This window comes from Rhodoferax sp. RT5P35, assembly GCF_056521385.1.
In genome coordinates, this window is record NZ_JBWMAX010000003.1 from 294,169 (window position 1) to 315,465 (window position 21,297).

General features: G+C 50.6%; 18 protein-coding genes. All 18 read right to left on the reverse strand.

The genetic code is table 11. The annotated features are described in order from the left end of the window. Positions 1 to 25: 25 nt before the first annotated feature. From AC097L_RS05750 to AC097L_RS05835, 18 genes are read right to left on the reverse strand one after another with little or no spacing between them, the layout of a single operon-like run. A complete protein-coding gene (locus AC097L_RS05750) occupies positions 26 to 1,252 on the reverse strand; it encodes a carboxylate--amine ligase (RefSeq protein ID WP_479585305.1) in 1,227 nt (408 codons plus the stop codon). After that, positions 1,236 to 2,339 carry an acyltransferase family protein gene (locus AC097L_RS05755; RefSeq protein ID WP_479585306.1) on the reverse strand — a complete coding sequence of 368 codons (1,104 nt, stop codon included), beginning with the start codon at positions 2,337 to 2,339 and terminating at the stop codon, positions 1,236 to 1,238. The genes AC097L_RS05750 and AC097L_RS05755 overlap by 17 nt, the downstream gene beginning before the upstream one ends. Before the next feature lie 11 nt (positions 2,340 to 2,350). Continuing rightward, positions 2,351 to 3,304, reverse strand: a complete 954-nt coding sequence (locus tag AC097L_RS05760; protein ID WP_479585307.1) for a polysaccharide deacetylase family protein — start codon at positions 3,302 to 3,304, stop codon at positions 2,351 to 2,353. Beyond that, positions 3,304 to 3,894, reverse strand: a complete 591-nt coding sequence (locus tag AC097L_RS05765) for an arsenate-mycothiol transferase ArsC (RefSeq protein ID WP_479585308.1) — start codon at positions 3,892 to 3,894, stop codon at positions 3,304 to 3,306. Before AC097L_RS05765 ends, AC097L_RS05760 begins: the two co-directional genes overlap by 1 nt. Before the next feature lie 13 nt (positions 3,895 to 3,907). Continuing rightward, positions 3,908 to 4,885, reverse strand: a complete 978-nt coding sequence (locus AC097L_RS05770) for a polysaccharide deacetylase family protein (protein WP_479585309.1) — start codon at positions 4,883 to 4,885, stop codon at positions 3,908 to 3,910. Next, positions 4,878 to 6,209 (reverse strand): putative O-glycosylation ligase, exosortase A system-associated, encoded by a 1,332-nt coding sequence (locus AC097L_RS05775; RefSeq protein WP_479585310.1) that lies wholly within the window; start codon positions 6,207 to 6,209, stop codon positions 4,878 to 4,880. Before AC097L_RS05775 ends, AC097L_RS05770 begins: the two co-directional genes overlap by 8 nt. Before the next feature lie 17 nt (positions 6,210 to 6,226). After that, positions 6,227 to 7,567, reverse strand: coding sequence for a phenylacetate--CoA ligase family protein (locus AC097L_RS05780; protein WP_479585311.1), 1,341 nt, complete (start codon positions 7,565 to 7,567; stop codon positions 6,227 to 6,229). A gap of 54 nt (positions 7,568 to 7,621) precedes the next feature. Continuing rightward, the gene (locus AC097L_RS05785; protein WP_479585312.1) at positions 7,622 to 8,704 is read right to left on the reverse strand and encodes a glycosyltransferase family 4 protein; all 1,083 of its coding nucleotides are present in this window, start codon (positions 8,702 to 8,704) and stop codon (positions 7,622 to 7,624) included. Further along, on the reverse strand, positions 8,704 to 9,930 hold the full coding sequence (locus AC097L_RS05790) for a TIGR04063 family PEP-CTERM/XrtA system glycosyltransferase (protein ID WP_479585313.1): 1,227 nt from the start codon (positions 9,928 to 9,930) through the stop codon (positions 8,704 to 8,706). Before AC097L_RS05790 ends, AC097L_RS05785 begins: the two co-directional genes overlap by 1 nt. Further along, complete coding sequence (locus tag AC097L_RS05795; RefSeq protein ID WP_479585314.1) at positions 9,927 to 11,861, reverse strand: XrtA/PEP-CTERM system amidotransferase; 1,935 nt, start codon at positions 11,859 to 11,861, stop codon at positions 9,927 to 9,929. The genes AC097L_RS05790 and AC097L_RS05795 overlap by 4 nt, the downstream gene beginning before the upstream one ends. Positions 11,862 to 11,877: 16 nt before the next feature. Continuing rightward, entirely contained in the window at positions 11,878 to 13,068 is a 1,191-nt protein-coding gene (locus AC097L_RS05800) for a TIGR03088 family PEP-CTERM/XrtA system glycosyltransferase (RefSeq protein WP_479585315.1), read from the reverse strand. Further along, positions 13,056 to 14,336, reverse strand: coding sequence for a nucleotide sugar dehydrogenase (locus AC097L_RS05805; protein WP_479585316.1), 1,281 nt, complete (start codon positions 14,334 to 14,336; stop codon positions 13,056 to 13,058). Before AC097L_RS05805 ends, AC097L_RS05800 begins: the two co-directional genes overlap by 13 nt. Positions 14,337 to 14,370: 34 nt before the next feature. Beyond that, positions 14,371 to 15,933, reverse strand: a complete 1,563-nt coding sequence (xrtA, locus tag AC097L_RS05810; RefSeq protein ID WP_479585317.1) for an exosortase A — start codon at positions 15,931 to 15,933, stop codon at positions 14,371 to 14,373. Next, the gene (locus AC097L_RS05815) at positions 15,930 to 17,150 is read right to left on the reverse strand and encodes a TIGR03087 family PEP-CTERM/XrtA system glycosyltransferase (RefSeq protein ID WP_479585318.1); all 1,221 of its coding nucleotides are present in this window, start codon (positions 17,148 to 17,150) and stop codon (positions 15,930 to 15,932) included. Before AC097L_RS05815 ends, xrtA begins: the two co-directional genes overlap by 4 nt. A 4-nt stretch (positions 17,151 to 17,154) precedes the next feature. After that, positions 17,155 to 18,207, reverse strand: a complete 1,053-nt coding sequence (locus AC097L_RS05820; RefSeq protein WP_479585319.1) for a FemAB family XrtA/PEP-CTERM system-associated protein — start codon at positions 18,205 to 18,207, stop codon at positions 17,155 to 17,157. After that, complete coding sequence (locus AC097L_RS05825; RefSeq protein WP_479585320.1) at positions 18,200 to 19,063, reverse strand: XrtA system polysaccharide deacetylase; 864 nt, start codon at positions 19,061 to 19,063, stop codon at positions 18,200 to 18,202. The genes AC097L_RS05820 and AC097L_RS05825 overlap by 8 nt, the downstream gene beginning before the upstream one ends. Next, the gene (gene wecB / locus AC097L_RS05830; RefSeq protein ID WP_479585321.1) at positions 19,056 to 20,219 is read right to left on the reverse strand and encodes a non-hydrolyzing UDP-N-acetylglucosamine 2-epimerase; all 1,164 of its coding nucleotides are present in this window, start codon (positions 20,217 to 20,219) and stop codon (positions 19,056 to 19,058) included. The genes AC097L_RS05825 and wecB overlap by 8 nt, the downstream gene beginning before the upstream one ends. After that, the gene (locus AC097L_RS05835; protein WP_479585322.1) at positions 20,212 to 21,294 is read right to left on the reverse strand and encodes an XrtA/PEP-CTERM system-associated ATPase; all 1,083 of its coding nucleotides are present in this window, start codon (positions 21,292 to 21,294) and stop codon (positions 20,212 to 20,214) included. The genes wecB and AC097L_RS05835 overlap by 8 nt, the downstream gene beginning before the upstream one ends. Positions 21,295 to 21,297: the final 3 nt, after the last annotated feature.

A 21,297-nucleotide genomic window follows, 5' to 3' on the forward strand; every position in this document is an offset into this window, starting at 1 on the left:
CCCGTGCCCTGAAAGTTGCTTCACCTTAACGTCTCCACACCTTGCGCAGCAGGTTTTTGACGTCGGCATAAAACGGCTGCGGGTCGCTGGCATCCCACACGTAATAGCCCACACCAGGCCGAAAGAAGTCGCGCAGAAAGCGCCAAATTTCTGCGCCCGGGCGCACCGCAAAAGTACGGTCCACAATTTGCCCAGGTTGCAGGCAGATGCGCACCAAGCGTTTGAGTTCGGTGCTGACCATGCGGCAACGCTGGCCCCAGCGCACAGGCGGCAGATCGGGCGCCGCCAAGCCACTCTCCAGGGCGTACGACAGCACCCCAAAGCCCACGCCGCACTGCACCGCCAGCGGGTAGCTGCCCCAGTAGCGGCCGTTGATTTCCATCAGCACCGCGCGGTCGGTGGTGGCATCCCAGCGGTATTCGACCATGGCCACGCCCTCCCAGCCGATGTGGCGCAGCAGGGCAATGGACTGTTCTTGCAGCGCCCGATGCTGCTCCAGTGGCACGGCATCGCAGACACTGGAGAAGCCCCCTTCCGGTGGCCACTCGGCGATGCGCAGATGCTGGAAGCGGCGCAGCGCCTGGCCTTGGTGCATGTAGAAAAACTGGCCCAGGCCCGTGCCGGGGCAATAGGCCTGCACCATCGGCCATTCGCCAATCGGCTGGTAACGGGCGGCCGCGGCCAGAAACTCAGCCGGGGTGTAGACGTACTCGGCCTTGTGCAGCACCAGTCCGGCGGGGCCCAGCTTGCGGGCCACAGCGTTGGGGTCTTTCCATTTCAGCACCGCCGGGAAAGGAAAGTGCGCTGCCAGGGCCTCGGCCTCGGCCATGGACGCAGGTTCTGCCGTCTCTGGTACAGCCACACCCACCTCACGGGCGGCTTGCAGGGTGCGCTGTTTGTCCAGCACCATGGCTAAAGTAGCAGAGCTGGGTACGATGGGTCGCACTTTGCCAAATTCGCCCTGGTGCTGGGCCAGCCAGCCCAGATTCGCCTCGGATACAGCCATCAGACAGCACGGCCCCAACTCTTCCCCCAGGGCGACGATGGCTGCCACCAGCTCCGGGCTGCGCGGCTGCGGAATCACCAGCTTGCGGGTCAGGTAGCGGGACGACAGGCCGATAGCATCCGGCTCCACGGCAATCCCCACCACCGACACGCCTGCACGGCCCAGTTCGCGCACCAGGCCCAGGCCGATCTGGGTTTCCAGCCCGAGGACAATGCAGGGCGGGTGGATGTCAGATTTTTGCAGCATGCGATGGAAAGTAGTGCGCTTGTACGCAGATAAAACGCTGCTCCAGCCAGCGCTTGAGAACGTGGCGCTTGTTTTCGGTGAGCCAGCCAACGGCCCAGACCGACACTGCGACCAAGGCGGTTGTCATCGCCCAATAGGTATAGCCGTTCGGGTCACCGCGTAGCACGGCAGCCCAAAACAAAAACAAGGGCTGGTGCAACAGGTAGAGCGAGAGGGTGTAACCTGCCAGCCAGCGAATGGGGCGCTCCAAACGCAGCAGCAGCGGTGCCAGGGTGTCACTGACCCGGCGCATACCGGCAAAATTCAGGAAAACCAAGGTGCCCAGCAAATAGTCGCTGAGAAAAAACTTGGAAAAGTTCAATTCGGTGTACCAACGCTCACCAATGATTGCCTTCAAGTGTGTCGCCATCATCTCAGTTACATCCGCTTGATGAAAAGCAACAACACCTACCCACGAGCCAATGACCAGCAACCAGCCCTGCACTTGAGAGAGATGCTGCGGTCGTTTCCAGCGGTACAGCAGCACGCCCATCATCCAAACAGGCCCTAACAACACAACCTTCGGCCCCAACATAAGAGCCAGCATAGCTAGGGCAAACACCCCTGTCCGCCGTGGTAAAAACATTAGGAAAGCGAAACCCACGTAGTACCACATTTCATAGCAAATAGACCAATACGGCACGTTTGAGAAACTGGTAATAGCCACGAACCAGGTTTCATTTAACAACAACAGACTTCCCACCGTTCGTAAAAAGAAATGGTCAAAAGGAGAGTTATACATGTCGGGGTAAAGATGGCGACCCGCCATATCCAACACGATCGTTAGAAACACCGCGGGCAGTGCCACTGAATAGATACGCGAAATACGGCTAGCCGCGTAGGCCGCCCAATGCCTCTCTTTGGTGTCGGTGATAAACGCGATTACAAACCCGGACAGCACAAAGAAAACTATCACCAGACTGTGACCGTATTCGCTGGCAGGCAAGATTTCATTCACCAACAAACGCCGATTTGAATGGTGTACGTACACCAGGCAGGCCGCCACAAAACGCACCAGGTCAAGATAGATGGAAAAAGTTTTGCCCATGGCTGACTGGTTCACACTAAGCGCCGCAAAGCTTGTTCCAGATACCTTCGGCCGGTGGAGAGCCGGTGAGCCTGGGGCGGAAACGCCATCGGAGCCAACGCTGCATGGGTGGGCTCCAACACGCCCACCGCAAAACTATCGCGGTGCTGCCCCAAAAATGCGCACAGCTGCGCAAAGCGCCGGACCACCACCCAGTCGGGCTGCGACACTCCCGGCTTCAGCATTTCAAAGTTATGCGACACCACGACGAAATGCGCGGCGCCAGCACGCTGCGCACTCCACAGGGCATCGCGCATTTCGGCAAAACTACAGGCCCCTACCTGGGCGGGCCGTTCGGCACCAAAGCCGTCCTGGAATACCGTGACCGGATAGGTCGTGACGCCGCAAACCTCAAAAGCCGTCTCCAGACCACGGCCCTGCAATACATCTGGCGCACTGACAGCGTGGCAACGGTTCAGGCTGCTGTCCAGCAAGATGTGGTTGCGGCGCAGCGCCTCAAAGGTGTCCGGGTTGGCGGCAAAGCTGCCCGAACGAAAAGCGCTGATGGGGCCGCTGCCGGCAGCTTCCAGCATTTTTTTCCCATGGGCGATGAGGGCGGTTTGCTCGTCCAGCGTGTAATAGCTGAGATGCTGGCGTTTGGTGGCGCAGTCAGGAATCAGCGGCTCCAGGGCTTCGTCGGTCCATTCGGGGTGTAGGTGCAGTTGCACGTCGTGCCCGGCATGGCGGATCAGGCCGACGATGGTGTCCAAGTGCTGCTGGCCAAAGCGGGTAGCAAACAGGGGCTCAACGAAGAACACGCCTTGCAAGCCATGCTGGTTCAGTAGCTCGAGGGTTTTGGGCAAAGCATAGTCGCCGTGGCTTGAGCGGCCATACACATAGCGCTCAAAGCTGGCCGGAAACACCCGGTCCAGGTCGTCCCAGCCGTTGCACCAGACCTCGATGTCGAATGTCAGATAAACCTGCATCACCGGATACAGGGGCTACCGGCTGCACGCAGGTCGGCCACCAGGCCATGGACAGCCGACTGGAGCAAGCCGAAGCAAGTACGAAAGTAGGCATCGGACAGTACATGCGGGTCATGCAGATGGATGCGGTGCGGTGCGGCCCAGTGGCCGAGCAAGGCGATGGAGGCAGCAGGGTAACCAGCGGCCCGCAGCTTGTGTGCATGGCGTATTTCCATGACCAAGAGCAGGTCTGTGGGGCGAAACTGGTAGTCGCTCAGATCGGTGGCAGTGTGGGATGTCAGATCCAAACCCAAGGGCTGGGCCGTGGCAATGGCTTTATGGAAAGCCGGGTGGCCGGTGGTGGTGGACAGGCCAATCGAACACGTATGCACCCCCTGCCCGCGCGCCACGGCTTCTGAAAATGCACTGCGGTTGATGTTGCCCAGACAGACGAAAACCAGCCGGTGTGTGTCTTGCAAGCGGGGGTGCAGGTAGGGCTCGGTGCGGCCCAGTACATACTCGACTTGGCCGAGCAGCACCCGCAACACACCGCGCAGGGTGCCGTAATTGGTGTCTACGATTTGCCGCAAACGTGGGTAGAAGGTGCGCATGGAAATAAGAGGCTCAGGTACGCCATAGGTTGTCGGCAAAACGTGCACCGAAGCGCAGTTTGCTACGGTCCCAAGGGGTAAAGCGGGGAATCTGGAAGGGGTCGGTGGTAGAACGTGCCGCGCCCCAGGTGGTAGACACGGCCGCGTCAAAGCCCAGGTCGCGCACGATCTGCACGCTCTCGGGCGAGTAGTCGGTGCCGGGTTTGCCGTTGGGGTAGGCGAACAGGCCTACCCGCTCGCCCAGCAGTTGCTCCAGGCGCAAACGGCTCTCGGCGATCTCGGCCCGTGCGGCATCGGCGCTGAGTGTGGCCAGGATGGGATGGGTTCGGGTGTGGGCACCGATCTGCATGCCCGCCTGGCGCATTTCGCGCACCTGCTGCGAGCTCATCATCAGGTCGGTGGGCGGCTGCACCTCGGCGCAGTCGGCAATCTGCACGGTCAGGGTGTGGCGCTGGGCCACGGGCAAGTATTTGATCTGGCCGATGATGGCCGAGATGGCGCTGCGTTTGTCTGCGGGGCTGGCGATGGTGTGCAAGCCCAGGTCACCGCTGCTGCCCCCGTTGCCACCGGGCTTGGCGATGCTGCGCAGGTCCAACTGGGCCGCACGGCACCCGCGTACCGATTCGATCACGGTATCGTTCCACATGCGGCCACCGTCCAGAAAGTCGGTGGCAATGAAAAAGGTAGCGGGTAGGCCGTGGCGCGCCAGGATGGGCTGGGCCTGGGTGCGGTTGTCGGCGTAGCCGTCGTCGAAGGTGATGGCCACGGCACGCTCGGGCAAGGTGCGGTCCTGCAGTTGCCGGGCGGCCAGGTCGAGTGGCAACACATTGCACCAGGATTTCATCCACTGGCAAATGGCATAGAAGGTGTGGGCATCCACCTCGCCTGGGAAGATGGGGTCGGGCTGGGGCAGTACGCGGTGGAAGATCAAGACCGACAGGCGGCCCCGTGCACCCGCCGGAGACAGTGGCTTCAATAGCGTTTTAAACATGGCGTTTTAACGGAATGGCTACCGGCGACGGGGTGGTACGCGCCAAGCCGGGGATATTTTTCCAACTAGGCACATAGGCGGGTTCTTTTAACCACCCCTTGGTCTGCACCCATACGCGGGTGGCAACCACCATCACCATCACGTTGTAAGGCAAATCGAAATAGGCCAAGCTCAAGAACGTACCGCCTACGGCATAGCCCAACAGGCAAACTTGGCACATCGCCCCCAGATCGGCGCACCATGCAGCCTCTGGAATTTTGGCCCCTTGAACGCGCAACCAGCCCGCAGACCGCCAGGTGATAAACCAGATCGATAAAAACAGAAACAAACCGATAAAGCCATGGTTGCCCAGCACCTGAAAGTAAATACTGTGCGCGGCATGCACCATTTCGGGATAAGGTGAATATTTGGCAAACAGCTCGGGCCGGGCGGCATCGAACCCCACCCCCAAAGGGTAGTGGAAAGCGATGTTCCAGGCATTCCACCAAGCGGAAATACGCCCCATGGAAGACTCGTCTTCCTGGTACTCACCAATGCTGGACATGCGCCCCATCCATGCATCCGGCATGAATGCCACCAAAAGGGGCACCGCCAACAGCAGCACCATGCCCACCACAAGTTTGTTCTTGCCGTTCCACCACAAAAAGAACGTCATGGCACTGATCGCCAGCAATGCACCCCGCGAATAACTCCCCAGGGATGCCACTGCACACAGCAGCATGGTGGCACTCATGGCATGGCGGCCCCAGCGGTTGGTGAGCTGTAGCTGCAAAAAACGAAGCAGTGGAATAGCCATCACCAAGGACAGCGCAAACTCATTGTTGTCCTCGATAAACGATCCAGGTGGACCCCAGACCCGGTAGTTTCCGCCTGTCATCAAGGTAAATAACCCGCCTTTCGCGCCCAGCAAGGCCAGCGATCCCGCCGATACCCAGGTCAAGGCCAAGATGTGCTTCTTGGTGTGCAGCAGCATTAAAGCGACCAGGATCATGAGGTCTACTTTCATGACCTTGTTCCACTGCCAATAGTCCTCTGCGGGGTCAATTCCAAAACCCGCAGACAGTGACATCCACACCATAAACATCACCATCACTGCCACTGCCCCGCTTTTAAAAGGCGAAGTACGGTCTTTCGATGCCAGCAGGCCTAAAACGGTAGCACCAAAAGCAATCGCAGCCAAAGGTGCGTCGTACGCAATACCGTAGGAGTAACGGTGCGGATTCATGATGCTCAGCCAGGTCCACAAAATCACGCCGATCCAAGCGTGGCGCAATGCAGCCACCGCACCGGCAAGGACGATCGCAATGATCAGAATGTCACGCATGGTGAGGACTACACAGGTTAAATGGCATGGCTGATGATGTAGCGGAATTTACCCGACTTCTCCGCGGCGATGGATTCCACAAGTTCTACCTGTACCTCGACGCTGGCACCCAGGCGGCGCTGGAATCCACTGATGATCTGGCCCACCATGGGCGGCTGGAATTCTGGCCCCGCCACCAGCAGCACACGGGTTTTTTCGCGGGACTCTTGCACCACCTTGAAAGACTGCACCCCGGCCAGGTCGCGCAAGATGTAGATCAGCGACAAGCCGTGCATTACGGTGCCGTCGGCGGCGATCACAAAGTCGGTACTGCGGCCCTGGATCTCCTTCAACACCGGCAGGCCGCGGCCACAGCTGCAGGGCGCGCTGCCTTGCACGCCGATGTCGCCAGTGCGGTAGCGGATAAACGGGAAGTCGTTAGTCGCCAGGTGGGTGACGACGATTTCGCCCGCCACACCGGGCGGCTGCACCTCCCCGGCTTCATTGACGATTTCCACCACCAGGTCGTCGGCGGTGATGTGCATGCTGCCTGCTGGGCATTCGTGGGCAATGAAGCCCGCGTCGCGCCCGCCGTAGCCATTGGCCACTGGGCAGCCAAACGTTGTGCCGATGGTGGCGCGCTGGTTGTCGTAGAGGCGCTCGGAGGTGACAAAGGCCACCTTGATGCCTAGGTCGTCCATTACCACGCCACGCTTTTGCGCATGCTGGGCGATGTGCGTCAGTGCCGAGGGGTAGCCAAACAGCATTTTCGGGCGGGTGCTGCGGATGGTGGCGATGAAGCCGTCCAGCTTGGCCTCGGACATCTCGAACGCGGGCAGCAACTGGGTGCGCAGCATCTGGTCGCGCAGGTGCTTGATGCGGTCTTGCCCGCCCAGCTCAATGGGTGAACCCCAAACTACGATTTCCGGGTCGCCAATGTCCACGCCCCACCAGCGGGTGGCCCGCCACTTGGCAGCCACATCGTGGCTGACGCGCTTTTTGCCGATAAAAAACACCAGCGGTTCCCCCGAGGAGCCACCGGTATTGAAGCGGGCCAGGCCCTGGGCGTGGGCGTGGCGCAGCGCCTCGGTGTGGGTTTTGATGACCGATTTGGTGAGGAACGGCAGGCGGGCCAGGTCGGCCACCGATTGCACCTGCGCGGGGTTGAAGCCGGTGCGGGCGAACAGGTCGCGGTAGTACGGCACGTGCTGGCCCACGTCCACCAGCAAGGCGCGCAACTGCTGCAACTGGTAGGCCGCAATCTGCGCCGGGGGCCACCACTGCGCGGTTTCCATATGGCGGCGCGTGGCCACCGTGCTGTGGCTCTTGAGCCGCTCGTGCAGCGGAAATAGCAAACCGGAGACCAGGGATGTGTACATATCAATACTACAAAATGTATAGCTGCTTGTGTAGGCGAAATATGCGCTAGAGGGCTATTTTGTTTGAATTGCTTGGCGGTAGTGCGCCACCAGCAGTGGAGCGACTTGACCCCAGGTGTAGCGCTGCACCTCGGCCAGGCCCGCCTGCTGCAGGCGGGTCCACAGGCCCGCATCGTTCAGCAGCCGCAGGCAGGCTGCGGCCATGGCCTCTGGCTTGGCCGGTGGCACCAGCAATGCGGTTACGCCGTCTTGCACCATGTAGGGTACACCTCCCACATCGGTACTAACCACGGGCACGCCGCTGGCCATGGATTCCAGCAATGAGTTGGGCATGTTGTCGGCCAGACTGGGGTTGAGCATGATGTCTGCCTGGCGGTACAGCGCGGCCATGGCATCGCGGTCCAGCCGTCCGGTGAAATGCACGCAAGCCTGCAAACCCAGGTCGGTGACCAGTTGGCGCAACACGGCTTCTTGCGGGCCGCTGCCAGCGATGGTGAGCCGTGCCTGGGGCCATTGCGCCTGCACCGTCTGGAAGGCACGGATGGCGGTGCTGTTGTCGTACAGCGGCTCCAGATTGCGCGCTACCACGATGTGTGCTGACTGGGCGGCTTTACCGCCACGCGGATGGAAGCGGGCCAGGTCGATGATGTTGGGCACGATGGCCGCGTGCATGCCGAAGCGGCCAAACACTTCCTGCAAAAAAGCCGATGGCACCAGTAAACCGGCGCTAGCGGACATAGACCTGCGCACCACGGCCTGCGCGCCCTGCAGGAATTGCGCCGCCTCGCCGCCCCGGTAGTTCACCACCACAGGCACTCTGCGCAAGCGCGCTATCCAGATGGCGGGCGCGGCAAACAAATGCCAGGACCAGCCCGAGTTGGCCATGATGTGCAGCACATCACTGCGGCCTGCGGCACGCCATAGCGCGCAAAGGTAAGGCAGCAAACGAAACACCGCCCGCAAGCCTGGCACCCGCCCGGACCACAGAGGACGGTAGGGCGCATTGGTTTGTACCAGGGTGACCTGGGCTTGGGCGGACTGGAGAAGTTCCGCCAATTGCCGCGTCTGGTTGGCCATGCCGCCTGCTGGCGGTGGCAAGGGGCCGACCAAGCCCACCCGGATACCCGCAAATGCCATCAGGCCACGCTGCCGGTGCGGGCGGTGGTGAGGGCAGCGTAAGGACTGCGGTAGTGTTCGATACTGGCCGTCCAGTTGCGCTCTGATTCGACGAACTGGCGGCCCGCCGCGCGCAACAGCGGCCAGCGCTCGGGAGTGGCCAATAAATCCACAACGGCCTGGGCCAGCGCAGGCGCACTGCCCGCTTTGAACAATATGCCAGTTTCCCCATGGCGAATGAGTTCCTTGTGGCCACCCACATCGGAAGCCACCAGCACCCGGCCTTGCGCCATAGCTTCCAGGGGCTTGAGCGGAGTGACCAGCTCGGTCAGGCGCATGGAGTGGCGAGGGTAGGCCAGCACGTCCACCAGATCGTAATAGCGCTGCACTTCAGCGTGCGGCACGCGGCCGGTGAAAACTACTTTGTCCTGAATGCCCAAAGCCAGGGCCTGGGCTTTGAGGGCTGCGTCCTGGGGGCCACCGCCCACCAACAACAGCCGCACCTGGGGTTCTGTCGCCAACATTTGGGGCATAGCGGCCAGCAGCAGATCCAGTCCTTCGTAGGCATAGAAGGAGCCAATGAAGCCGACCACCTTGCAGTCGGAAAGGCCCAGGCGGCCCTTGAGCGCCATGTCGGGCACGCCGCCAACATCGAACGAATCGACATCCACCGCATTGGGAATCACCGTGACCTTGGCTTCGGGGATGCCCCGTGCCACGATGTCGGAGCGCAGGCCTTCGCAGATGGTAAAGATATGGCTGGCCCGATTGAAGGCCCGGGTTTCCAGGCGGCGCGTGAGCCGATAGCGCAGGCTACCCTCGGCCGTGGTGCCGAGGTCTACCGCCGCATCCTCCCAAAACGCCCGCACTTCGTACACCACGGGTATGCCCAGGCGCTTGCCCACACGCAGGGCGGGCATGGCGTTGAGCACCGGGGAGTGGGCGTGCAGGATATCGGGGCGGACCCGTTCGGCCACTTCTTGCAGCCGACGCTCGACCTGCCGCATCAGTGCCCATTCATCCAGCCCGGGTAGCGCGCTGCCCTGCCCTGCCACGGCCGGCGTACGGTAGAAATGCCAGCCGTCTACGTCCTCTTCCAGCGCATCGCCGTGGGTGTGCTTGGGGGTGGTGAGGTGGAAGGTCTCCCAGCCCAGCTTGCGCTGTTCGCGCAAGATGGACAGGGTGCGAAAGGTGTAACCACTGTGCAGGGGAATGGAATGGTCGAGCACATGCAGGATGCGCGTCATACAGGCATGGCCTCGGCAGGTGTGGGCATGTGCACTTCAGGCTGCATCACGTTGCGCAAAAATGCCTCGAACATCAACAGGGTCCACAAGGGGGCGCTGTAATCGCGGGCACCGGAATCATGCGCATCCACCAGATGCTCCAGGTACTGGCGGTTGAACCAGCCGGTTTCCGCGAGGCGCGAGCCCAGCACCGCATCGCGCACGCGCTGGCGCAAGGGGCCGCGGAACCAGCGCGCCAAAGGCACTGAGAAGCCCATTTTGGGGCGGTACAAAATATCGTGCGGCAGACGCGGCTCCATGGATTTCTTGAGCAGGTATTTGCCCTCTTGGCCTTGGATCTTGAGCGAAGACGGCAAAGTCGCCATCCATTCGACCAACTCGTGGTCCATCAAGGGCTCGCGCACTTCCAGCGAATGGGCCATGCTGGCGCGGTCTACCTTGGTATTTATGTCGCCAACCAGGTAGGTCTTCAGATCCAGGTACTGGATCAGGGCCAAAGGGTCGTCGGTATTGGCCTGGCTGGCGTGGTAATTGAACACCTCTTGGGCGTTGTATCCGGCCAGCTCGGTCTTGAAACGTGGACTGAACAACTGGTCGCGCATGGGGCCACGAAGAATCGACACCGAGTGGAAATAAGCTTCCACCGAATTGCGGGCCATGCCCTCGAACGTAGTCTTGGCGCGGAACATGCGCGGAGCCCAGTCGGCCTTGGGGTAGATGCGGCCCAGCGTCTTGAACAAAGGCTGGCGCAGCGCCGCAGGCATGGACGAGCGCATCTTTTCTTCCATCAAATGCATGCGGTAGCGCCGGTAGCCGCCAAAGGTTTCGTCGCCACCATCGCCTGATAACGCCACGGTCACATGCTTACGCGCCAACTCGCACACCCGATAGGTGGGAATGGCCGAGCTGTCGGCATAGGGCTCGTCGTACAAACGGGCCAGGGTGTCGATCAGGTCGAAGTCGTCACTCTTGACCATCTCCACGTGGTGGTTGGTCTGGTAGCGGTCGGCCACGGTTTGTGCAAACGCGGCCTCGTTGAAAGCCGGGTCGTCAAAAGCGATGGAGCAAGTATTCACAGGCTCCGGCGAAATTTCGGCCATTTCGGCCACGACCGCGCTGGAGTCCACGCCACCCGACAAGAATGCACCTAACGGCACTTCGGCAATCATGCGCAACCGCACCGACTCCTTAAGCTTTTCATCCAGTTGGGCGCACGCCTCGTCTACACCGATCTTGCTGTCCAGCGTAAAGCGCACATCCCAGTACTGCTCGGGCTCCGACAGCGGCTGGCCACGGCGGATGGTCAAGGTATGTGCCGGGGATAACTTTTTGGCCTGACGGAAAATGGTACGCGGCTCGGCCACATAGCCCAGCGCAAAATACTCTTCCACCGCCAGCGGGTCCATGTCGCGCTTCAAGCTTCCATGGGCCAAGAGCGACTTTAGCTCCGAACCAAACACCAACATGCCATCGTCCAGCACAGCGTAGTACATGGGTTTGACGGCCAAGCGGTCGCGCGCCATAAAAAAAGTTTGCTGGTTACGGTCCCACAGTGCGAAAGCAAACATCCCGCGAAACCGCTTCACACAGTCCTTTCCCCAGGCTTCCCACGCATGGACGATCACCTCGGTGTCACTGCGCGTGTGGAAAACATGCCCTAGGGCCTGCAGCTCAGGAATCAGCTGCTGGTAGTTGTAAATTTCACCGTTGAATACCACCACCACAGAACCGTCTTCATTGAACAACGGTTGTTGTCCAGTCGCCAGGTCAATGATGGAAAGACGCCGGTGCCCAAAACCCACGCCAGGCTCTAGGTACAAACCACCCTCCACAGGCCCCCGATGGCGTTGCGATTCGTTCATGCGGTGCAGTACAGCGCGGTCAATATCGCGCCCGCTCCGGGTATCAAAAATGCCGACAATTCCACACATGGTATTTATCTGTTGGTTATTTGTTGGTGGGACATGGATGCACAGTACTTTCGCCTATGCCTAAAAGTCGATCGTACAGACCTTGGTAGGTATCGACCATCGCATTGAGGCTAAATTTCTCAAGGATACGTTGCCGACCAGCGCGTCCCATCTTCAGAGCTAACTCTGGCGAAGTCACCAACTTCAGCAAACCGCAAGCCATTGCATCAACATCGCCGGCAGGGACGATCTGCCCTGTAGTGCCATGCACTACCAAATCGGCGTTCCCACCCACATCAGTTGCAATGACTGGCAAACCACAGGCCATGGCCTCCAATATCGTATTGGAAATACCCTCGGCCAATGATGGCAATACGAAGCAATCAAGCCCTCGCATGATGTGAGGTACATCGTTACGTTCGCCTGGCAACCACGCTAGATGGGCTATACCGGCGGTTTCCAGCAGTTTTAGGCACTGCTGTCGTAACGGTCCATCACCCACCATGACAAGACGTACGTGCAAGTTAAGGTCCGGCGCTATTTCTAATAAGCGTATAAAAGCGCGCGTTAATGTGAGCTGGTCTTTGACGATCTGCATACGCCCTACGGTCCCTACCACCCACAGATGCGCGTCCACGAATGGACAATCCTGGATTTGCGCGTGACCCGCAATCTTCGCAGATGAGAAACGCGTCGTGTCGACCCCGTTATAAATTTGCGTCACCTGCCTGAGCGTCACGTGCACTTTCTCGGTCAAATACACGGCTAAATCACGCGACAACGCTACATAGTGGCTCACAAATGGCGCATATACCCTACGCAACCATTGATATTTCTTACTATTTCCATCGAAGTCACCAACATCACGACCATGCTCACCGTGGATGCGGACAGAAACACCAGCCGCCCATGCAGGAACCAAAACCTCTAGGGCCGCAAGATTTCTGGTGTGAACAATCGCTGGACGTAATTTCTTAAATAACCGAAAGAGCTGGGGATATAGCCAAAGTGCGTGCCCAGGCTGCTTATTCAAAGCATAAAACAACACGTCTTCACGCAGTATCCGGTTGCGAAAATCGGTAACATCTGTCAATGAAATTACCGCGTGGCGATACCTATCTGCAGCCATATTATTAATAATATTAACCACACCATTCTCCAGCCCTCCCATATCAAAGCGGTACACAACATGCACCACTAAAGGCCGTTTATCGACTAGAGTCTCCACAGCTTGTAACCAGCAGCTTCAATCGCCGCACGATCAAATGAAGACTTAACGTCGATAAAGGCCCCACCTTTCACTAGTTTTTTACCAAAATCCTCCACCGATAACGCAGCATATTCATCATGCGCGACAGCAGCAACAATAGCATCAGCGCGAGGGAGTTCATCCCATGTCAGCAAGCGCACACCATATTCATGCATAGCTTCTTCGGCTTCCGCTTGCGGGTCAGTAACAAAAACTTCCACACCATATGATTTGAGCTCTTTAATGATGTCAATCACCTTAGAGTTGCGCAGATCGCCACAGTTTTCTTTAAAGGTAAGACCCAACATATTGACACGGGCGCCTTTAATATAACTACCCGAAGCAATCATATGCTTGATAGTTTGTTCCGCAATAAACTTACCCATACTGTCATTGATACGTCGTCCAGCCAGTATGACCTCGGGTTGGTAACCCAACATAGCGGCCTTATGGGTCAAATAATAAGGGTCAACACCAATACAGTGCCCACCAACAAGTCCAGGTTTAAATTTCAAGAAATTCCATTTTGTTCCAGCAGCCTCTAGCACTTCAGTAGTATCAATACCAATTTTGTCAAAAATAATTGCCAGCTCGTTCATCAACGCAATATTCAAATCTCTTTGTGTGTTTTCAATTACTTTGGCAGCCTCGGCAGCCTTGATTGAAGAAGCACGGTGAACACCCGGAACAATGATTTTTTCATACAACTGCGCGACCTTTTCCAAGGTATCAGGCGTGTCACCTGATACAACTTTCAATATTTTAGTAAGCGTATGTTCTTTATCACCTGGATTAATACGCTCAGGCGAATAACCGATGAAAAAATCCTGCTTCCATTTCATCCCCGACTCTTTCTCCAAAACAGGAATGCATACCTCTTCAGTTGCACCAGGGTAAACAGTTGACTCGTAGACAATAATTGCTCCGGCCTTCATATTGCGACCAACGCTAGTACTCGCACCAATCAATGGACGAAAATCTGGAATGTGCGCATCATCAACGGGCGTAGGGACAGCAACGACGATGATATCGGCATCAGCCAGCATTAATGGATCAGATGTGTACATCGCCAAGGGCGCAGAAAGCATATCCTCATCCGAAAGTTCCCGAGAAGGATCAATGCCGTTCATACAAGACTCGACTTTTGATACAGAAATATCAAAACCAATAGTTTTAAAATGTTTACCAAACTCAATAACTAGTGGAAGGCCAACGTAACCCAAACCAATTACAGCCACAACATTCATATTAACCTCTAGAGAAATTTAGTAAAATTGAAAACTAGTTAAGCACCTTAGTTTTTTCAAGCAATTTATTGATTTCAATATAATTATCTTGCAAAAACCTCTCCATCACAACATCGGCATGATCATTCAAATCATTAACTGTGTACAAAAAAATTGCAGCGGAATCATCTCCTTTGCCAAATAATCGCTGAATTGCACCGTAAAACTTAGCACGATAATCCTCTCCAACAAATAAATTATCTACCCAATAAAATTTCCATATTTTTAAGCGTGCATTATTCGAGTAACCATGCAAACCCGTACCTTGCAGATCTGAAGTCTGTACAGAAAATTTATCAAGAAGCCCATTAACATCGCGATGTTCTGAATCAATTAACAACCAATCCGGACTCTTAGAAGAAACAAGGGAATTATCAGAACTAATTAATTTCATTTCGTAACTCTGATTTCTATAGTAAGCAATAAAAATCCCAACTTTTATATCATTTTTTGAATATACTTCATTTAATTTAGAAGAAAATTTATTAAACTCAGGATTCCAATTTAAATATTTTTCAGATGTTTTAGTCCAAGAAGCACTCAAAACATCAGGCGAGGTTATGACTACATTACCAAAATTTTTATCACCTTCTACATAACCCCTCCAAATGTATGTACCCAAAAAAATAAAAGTAGAAATAATTAATACCATAACATATTTATATCGACAACCATTACCCACAGAAGAAATACTATTAATACCAGGCTTATCTCTTAAAATATCTTGCTCAGACCAATACCCACCAATAAAAAACATGAGCATTATTACCAGCCCAAAAAATAACCACCCGTAAATAATATGATCAAATCCAACTGCAAGTGAATTGTTTGAAAAATGACCAAGCATAACGATAAAATATGCACGAATCCAATTTGCCAAAATCGGAACAACAATTGAAATGCATATGAATATAAATCTCTTTTTAAAAGTTCGATAGTTAAGGTAAGCGAAAAGAGTACCGATCATAAATGACGATATCAAATAACGCACTCCGCTACATGCTTCAACAACTGACCATCGGCCAGAAGATATGACAAATTGCAATCCTTCCTGATAAACAGGAACACCACTAAATCGGATTGCCAGCACAGTGAATTTCGCAGTCCAATTCATCAACTGCGGTAAGAGAAATTCACCGAGAGGAACTGAAAAAAATAAAAAACTTAGTGGAAATATAATAGTAAATGCGACAGAACTTCCAAGGACCAAAAAAGTGACAAGTACAAGCATTAGTACAACTGCAAACTGGGTTACTGAATTTACTGAAACCAAGTCCCCAAGAAGCCACAACATCGAAGCAAAAAAAAGCGGCACTACAAATATCAAATTTGATTTGGGCAACCTAATTGCAAGCTCACTTCGTTCTCTCCAAATTAACCAACATACTATGGGTAAAACAAGAAATCCATGCGTAAATGTCTCAGAACGCGCCCAAATGGAAACCATGCCTAAAAATGTTGTGTAAAACAAGCATAATATAAGCAATATAAGTGATCCAAGCAATATCAAAGCCTGATACCAAATCTTCAGTCGATTACAATCTTGTTCAGAATTCATATATTTTCATCAGCATTCAAATAAAAGTCTATTTTTTTTAAATGAGAAGACCAGCTATATTTGTTCAAAACATTTTCACGACCTGCACGACCTACAGATTTAGATTTTTCTAAATCGTTCAAAAAAACGGTTATTTTTTGAATAAAATCATCTGGACTATCAGCTGAGATAATCTCTTCTCCATCAATAGCATCAATTGCCTCAACGCAAGCAATAGATGCGACTACGGGACGTGCCATCGACATGGCCTCCAATATCTTATTTTGAATTCCCCGCGCAACTCTTAATGGAGCAATTACTATTGCTGCATGTTGTAAATATGGTCGAACGTCAGCAACCGTACCCGTAACGTGGATATTATTCGATTGCAAATTCAGAACTAACTGTGTAGGATTTCTTCCAACTATAAAAAAATTAAGTAATGGATATTTACTCACTAAAGGTTGAAACACCGTCTCAGAAAACCAAACTACAGCATCAATATTGGGCCAATAATCCATTGCACCTGTAAAAACTATTGATACTGAACTATTACCTTTTTCATCTAATACGAAAGGTGAAGGTATCTTTTCATTTGGTGAAAAGTATTCAGAATCCACACCATTATTAAGGGAACTTATTTTCAGATCACACTCTGGTGCGAGAAATGCAAAAAGATTTTTTTCTTTTTCTGTAACAAAAAAAGAATGACTTGCTTGACCGGCAATTAATTTCTCATATGCAAGAAGAAGCCGCGCCTCTCGTTTATACAACCACGATAAAGGCCAGCGAGTTTTTTTCGAATATTCATCCCATTTAGCAGAATCAACATCTACAAAATCAATAAGAACTTTTGAACTTAAAAAACTATCAACATATTGAGCCATGGCAGAAGAGAAAACAACTATAGTTTTAATATTATTTTCTTTAATAGTATTTTTTACCCAAGCTCGCAAACCATTATGCTTATAAAAACCTAAAGTCAATGCAGAATTATTCAAAAAACCAAATAAACTATAAAATTTTGATATATTTTTGTTGATTTTTGCGACATAAATACTTTTACAATAATTACTTACTGTGGAAATGTATTCTTCATCATCTGGGTCATCTAAAAAGGACCCTAAAAATACACTGTTATTTATTGAAAGGTGTTTTAATAAATTATAGGATCTAACTTTATCCCCTTTATTAGGCGGATATGGCAATCTATGTACAAGAAAAAGTATATTACTCAAAAAATTAACCTAAGTTCTTAACAATGTGAGGGCCTAATTTATTAGCCACTGCGATTGGCAAAAGCCTCCAAGCGGCAATAAAAAATTTGAATTTTTTATTAGATGGGTTATTTTGAGGTATAGACAATTTTTTATATAAACAATATTCATAACTCAATGGCTTAGGTTCGAATCCCCAGTTTTTCTTGAACGAAAAAGAACCGGTATTTACCTTACTGCGACCGTAATCGAATATCTTTATTTTTCTTTGGCATGCAAGTCGCAATAACTCCCAATACTTAAAATCATTTGCTGCCAAATCCCTCGCCGATAAGTCATCCCCAGCATAATAGGGTAAAACTTCATCGCGAAAGTAAAAACTTATGACACTACTCAACGGAGCGCCTGCAGGAGAGAGGATAGTTAATATCTCACAATTCTTACCAAACTCTTTTTTTAATGCCGCAAAATATTTTTTTGGCATAGCCGGTGTTCCATGTCGGCGCATATTATTAGCATATAAGTTAAAAAATCTATCCACGCTGTTATCTATTTCACTCACTAGCCCATTCTTTATGCCCTTCCGAACCATCGCACGTTGTTTGCGCGGAATATCCAAAAGATTAGCTTCCTCAGTATCTAATATAACTTTACGGAACGTGACGTAAATATCTTGCGCTGGCCAATCAGCATGTCTTTTTTCAAAGTTACGTAATTCAAGATGATCAACATCAAGACTTATCGCCAATTCTTGAGCCGCTCTTTCAAGTACTTCAAGAACTTCATCACTGGTAGCAACAATGCCACCGTAAACTGCAAATGGTAATCCAACTAAAGCGTTACCAAAAAAAAAGCTATTAACATGGGCTAAAGGAAGAACACCTTTAACTAGTCCATCTATTTCGACATATAAAAAGTAAGTATTATGACCAAATATGCCTTTGATTATATTTTGCCAATTTGAAAGATGAAAAAAAGTTGCATCAGGAGAAGACAGTACAAAATCGTCCCATAACTTCTCTTCAATAGAATGTGGTAATAGACGTCGGGCTTTTAGTGGCTTTAGAGCATTAGACACGTTCAACACCATTTAAAATAACTTCAGAAAAAACCTTATCAACCCTACCCCATTTAAAATCAAATAATAATAAATCTATCTTCTTCTGCATTAATTTTATATTTACATAGTGTCTGAATTTTGTTTTCAAATCTGCATCATCAATACGAGGCTGCCCCACATCTATTTCCCATGGATGAAAATAAAAAATTGAGGCTCTAACATCTCTATAATGCAACTGATTGATCATCAGTTTAGACAAAAAATAAGGGAATAATCTAAAATATCCTCCTCCGCTGGCTGGAAAGTTTTTATTGAATAGTCGTAGTGTAGTTATCGGAATTTCAATCAAGCCATCGCGTACTGAAACAGGAAATCTGGGGAAATCTGGCATACCATAATGGTCATGCTTAATAGGATACACACTAGAGCTATATCTGTAACCAGCACGAGATAGACAATCATATGCCCAAAGATTTTTAGACCCAATTGAAAAACTAGGTGCTCTATATCCAATAACTTCTACACCGGATATGTCTTCTAAAATATGTTTAGAGGATTGCACATCATCAAAGAAGTTGTCTTCTGATAAGTCACTGGCACGTTCATGTCCATAACCATGGCTAGCGATTTCATGCCCTTGTTGCACAATTCTTTTAACTAATAATGGATATCGCTCAGCAATCCATCCTAATGTAAAAAAAGTAGCCTTGGTATTGTGACGATCAAGTATTTCAATTATTTTATTTATATTTCCTTCAATGCGGCACTCCTTCAAGTCCCAGTCAGATCTTTTAATATATGGTGCGAATGCTGAAACTTGAAAATAATCTTCAACATCAACAGTAAAAGCATTTATTATATCTTTTTCATGCATTTTCGACACCGTCAATATTTAACCAATTCCTGATGTCAGAAACTATTCGTTCAGCTGCATGTCCATCCCAAAATTCAGGAATACATCCAGACTTTCCATTTCCGTCTAAAATTTCATTTACACAAGAAATTATTTTTTCTCTATCTCTTCCAACTATCGTATTGGTTCCTTGTTCTACTGTAATTGGACGTTCAGTATTTTCCCTTAAAGTGAGACATGGAATACCTAGAGCAGTGGACTCTTCTTGTAAGCCACCTGAATCTGTCAAAATCAATTTGGCATTGGATAACAAACTAACCATTTCCAAATACCCTTGCGGAGGCAATAGAATTATTCTAGATAAATTAATTATATGAAAGAGTCCATATTTTTCAATATTATTTCGTGTTCGTGGGTGTAGTGCGAATATTAACGGCAACTTAACAGCTATATCATTTAATGTCTCAAGGAGTCCACGTAAAACATCTATCTGATCAACGTTGGATGGCCGATGCAATGTTATTAATCCATAAGACTTAAATTCATCTAAATTTGATAAATTTACACTAGAAGTCGATAAAGTTTGCAAAATACTTGGCGCATATTTTCCAGCATATACTAATGAATCAATCATTACATTGCCGACAAAGCAAATCCTACTAGCTGTTATACCTTCTTTTTTTAAATTGTCTTCAGCAGAACGCTCAGTTATATAAAGCCGATCAGCGATTTGATCAGTTAATATCCTATTTATTTCTTCCGGCATAGCTTTATCGTAGCTACGCAAACCAGCTTCGACATGAGCAACAGGAATACCTTTTTTTACGGCCACTAAAGTACAAGCAAGTGTTGAGTTAACATCACCAACGACTATGACACAAGAAGGTTGGGTAGAGTCTAATATGGGTTCGAAACGACGCATGACTTCCGCTGTTTGAACCGCATGTGTTGCAGAACCTACTTCAAGATTGATATCTGGTCTTGGTAGTTGCAAATCTTTAAAAAGACGATCACTCATTTCTTCATCGTAATGCTGACCGGTATGAACAAGTAATACTTTAAGCGAAGGTATTAAACTAGAAAAGGCACGTAATATTGGAGCCATCTTCATAAAGTTTGGTCTAGCGCCAACGACACATATTATGGGCTTAATATTAGCGTAATCTTTATTACTCATTTTTAATTTTTTCTTTAATATTTTTTATATGGAAAAGAATATTTTTTAATATAATCAATACTTCGGAATTGCTTTTATCCAAGCGCAACATACTTTTTTCAATTCTCTCTATACGCCCATTAAGTTGCAGCATACTAACTGATTTAATATTTAAATCAATATTTTCAATTGAATTATCATTAATTTCAGAATTTTTTTCTTCAGCTACTTCTAGCAACTCTTCATCATTTTCAATTTTTTTTCTTAGTGAAGTAATAACTCCACCAGATTCTTCAACTATTTCGCGTGAAATTTCATTAACATCATTTTCCTCGAGATTGTCTTTATTTTCAAGAAATCCCAACAGTAATAATCTATCACAAATAGAATTTATACGCCTGGGAATACCTCCACTGACATTAAAAATCGCTTCAAAAGCGGCAATACTAAAATGTGGACGTCCTGACCATCCCGCACACTTTAGACGATGCTCAATATAACCCTGCGTTTCCTCTAAATCCATAGGACCGATATGACATGCGGCAATTACTCGCTGCCTTAGCTGTTGCATAGCTGGATGCTGAAGAATATCTCGGAACTCTGGTTGCCCAACTAAAAAACTTTGTAATAGAGCTTGTTTTCCAAATTGGAAATTTGATAACATTCGTAACTCTTCGACTGCACGTGGAGTAAGATTTTGAGCTTCATCAATAATTAATAAACAACGTTTTCCTAAAGCCGTCTGACTTATTAGAAATGCCTCTAATGCCATTAATAAGTCAGCTTTAGAACTATCCTTTGTTCTTACTCCAAATGCGGCGCCAACCATTCTTAGAGTATCTTCTGCATCAAGTTGGGTACTAACGAGATTTCCCGCAACCACCTTTTCAATATCTAAGCTGTCCAGTAATCCTCTGACAATAGTTGTCTTCCCAGCCCCTATTTCTCCAGTAATAACAATAAACCCTTCGTTACGAAGAATTCCATATTCCAGATAAGCCTTTGCTCTTCTATGTTGTTTACTAGCGAAATAAAATAACGGGTCAGGATTCAACTGAAATGGCTTAGTGGTCAATCCATAAAAATCTTCATACATATA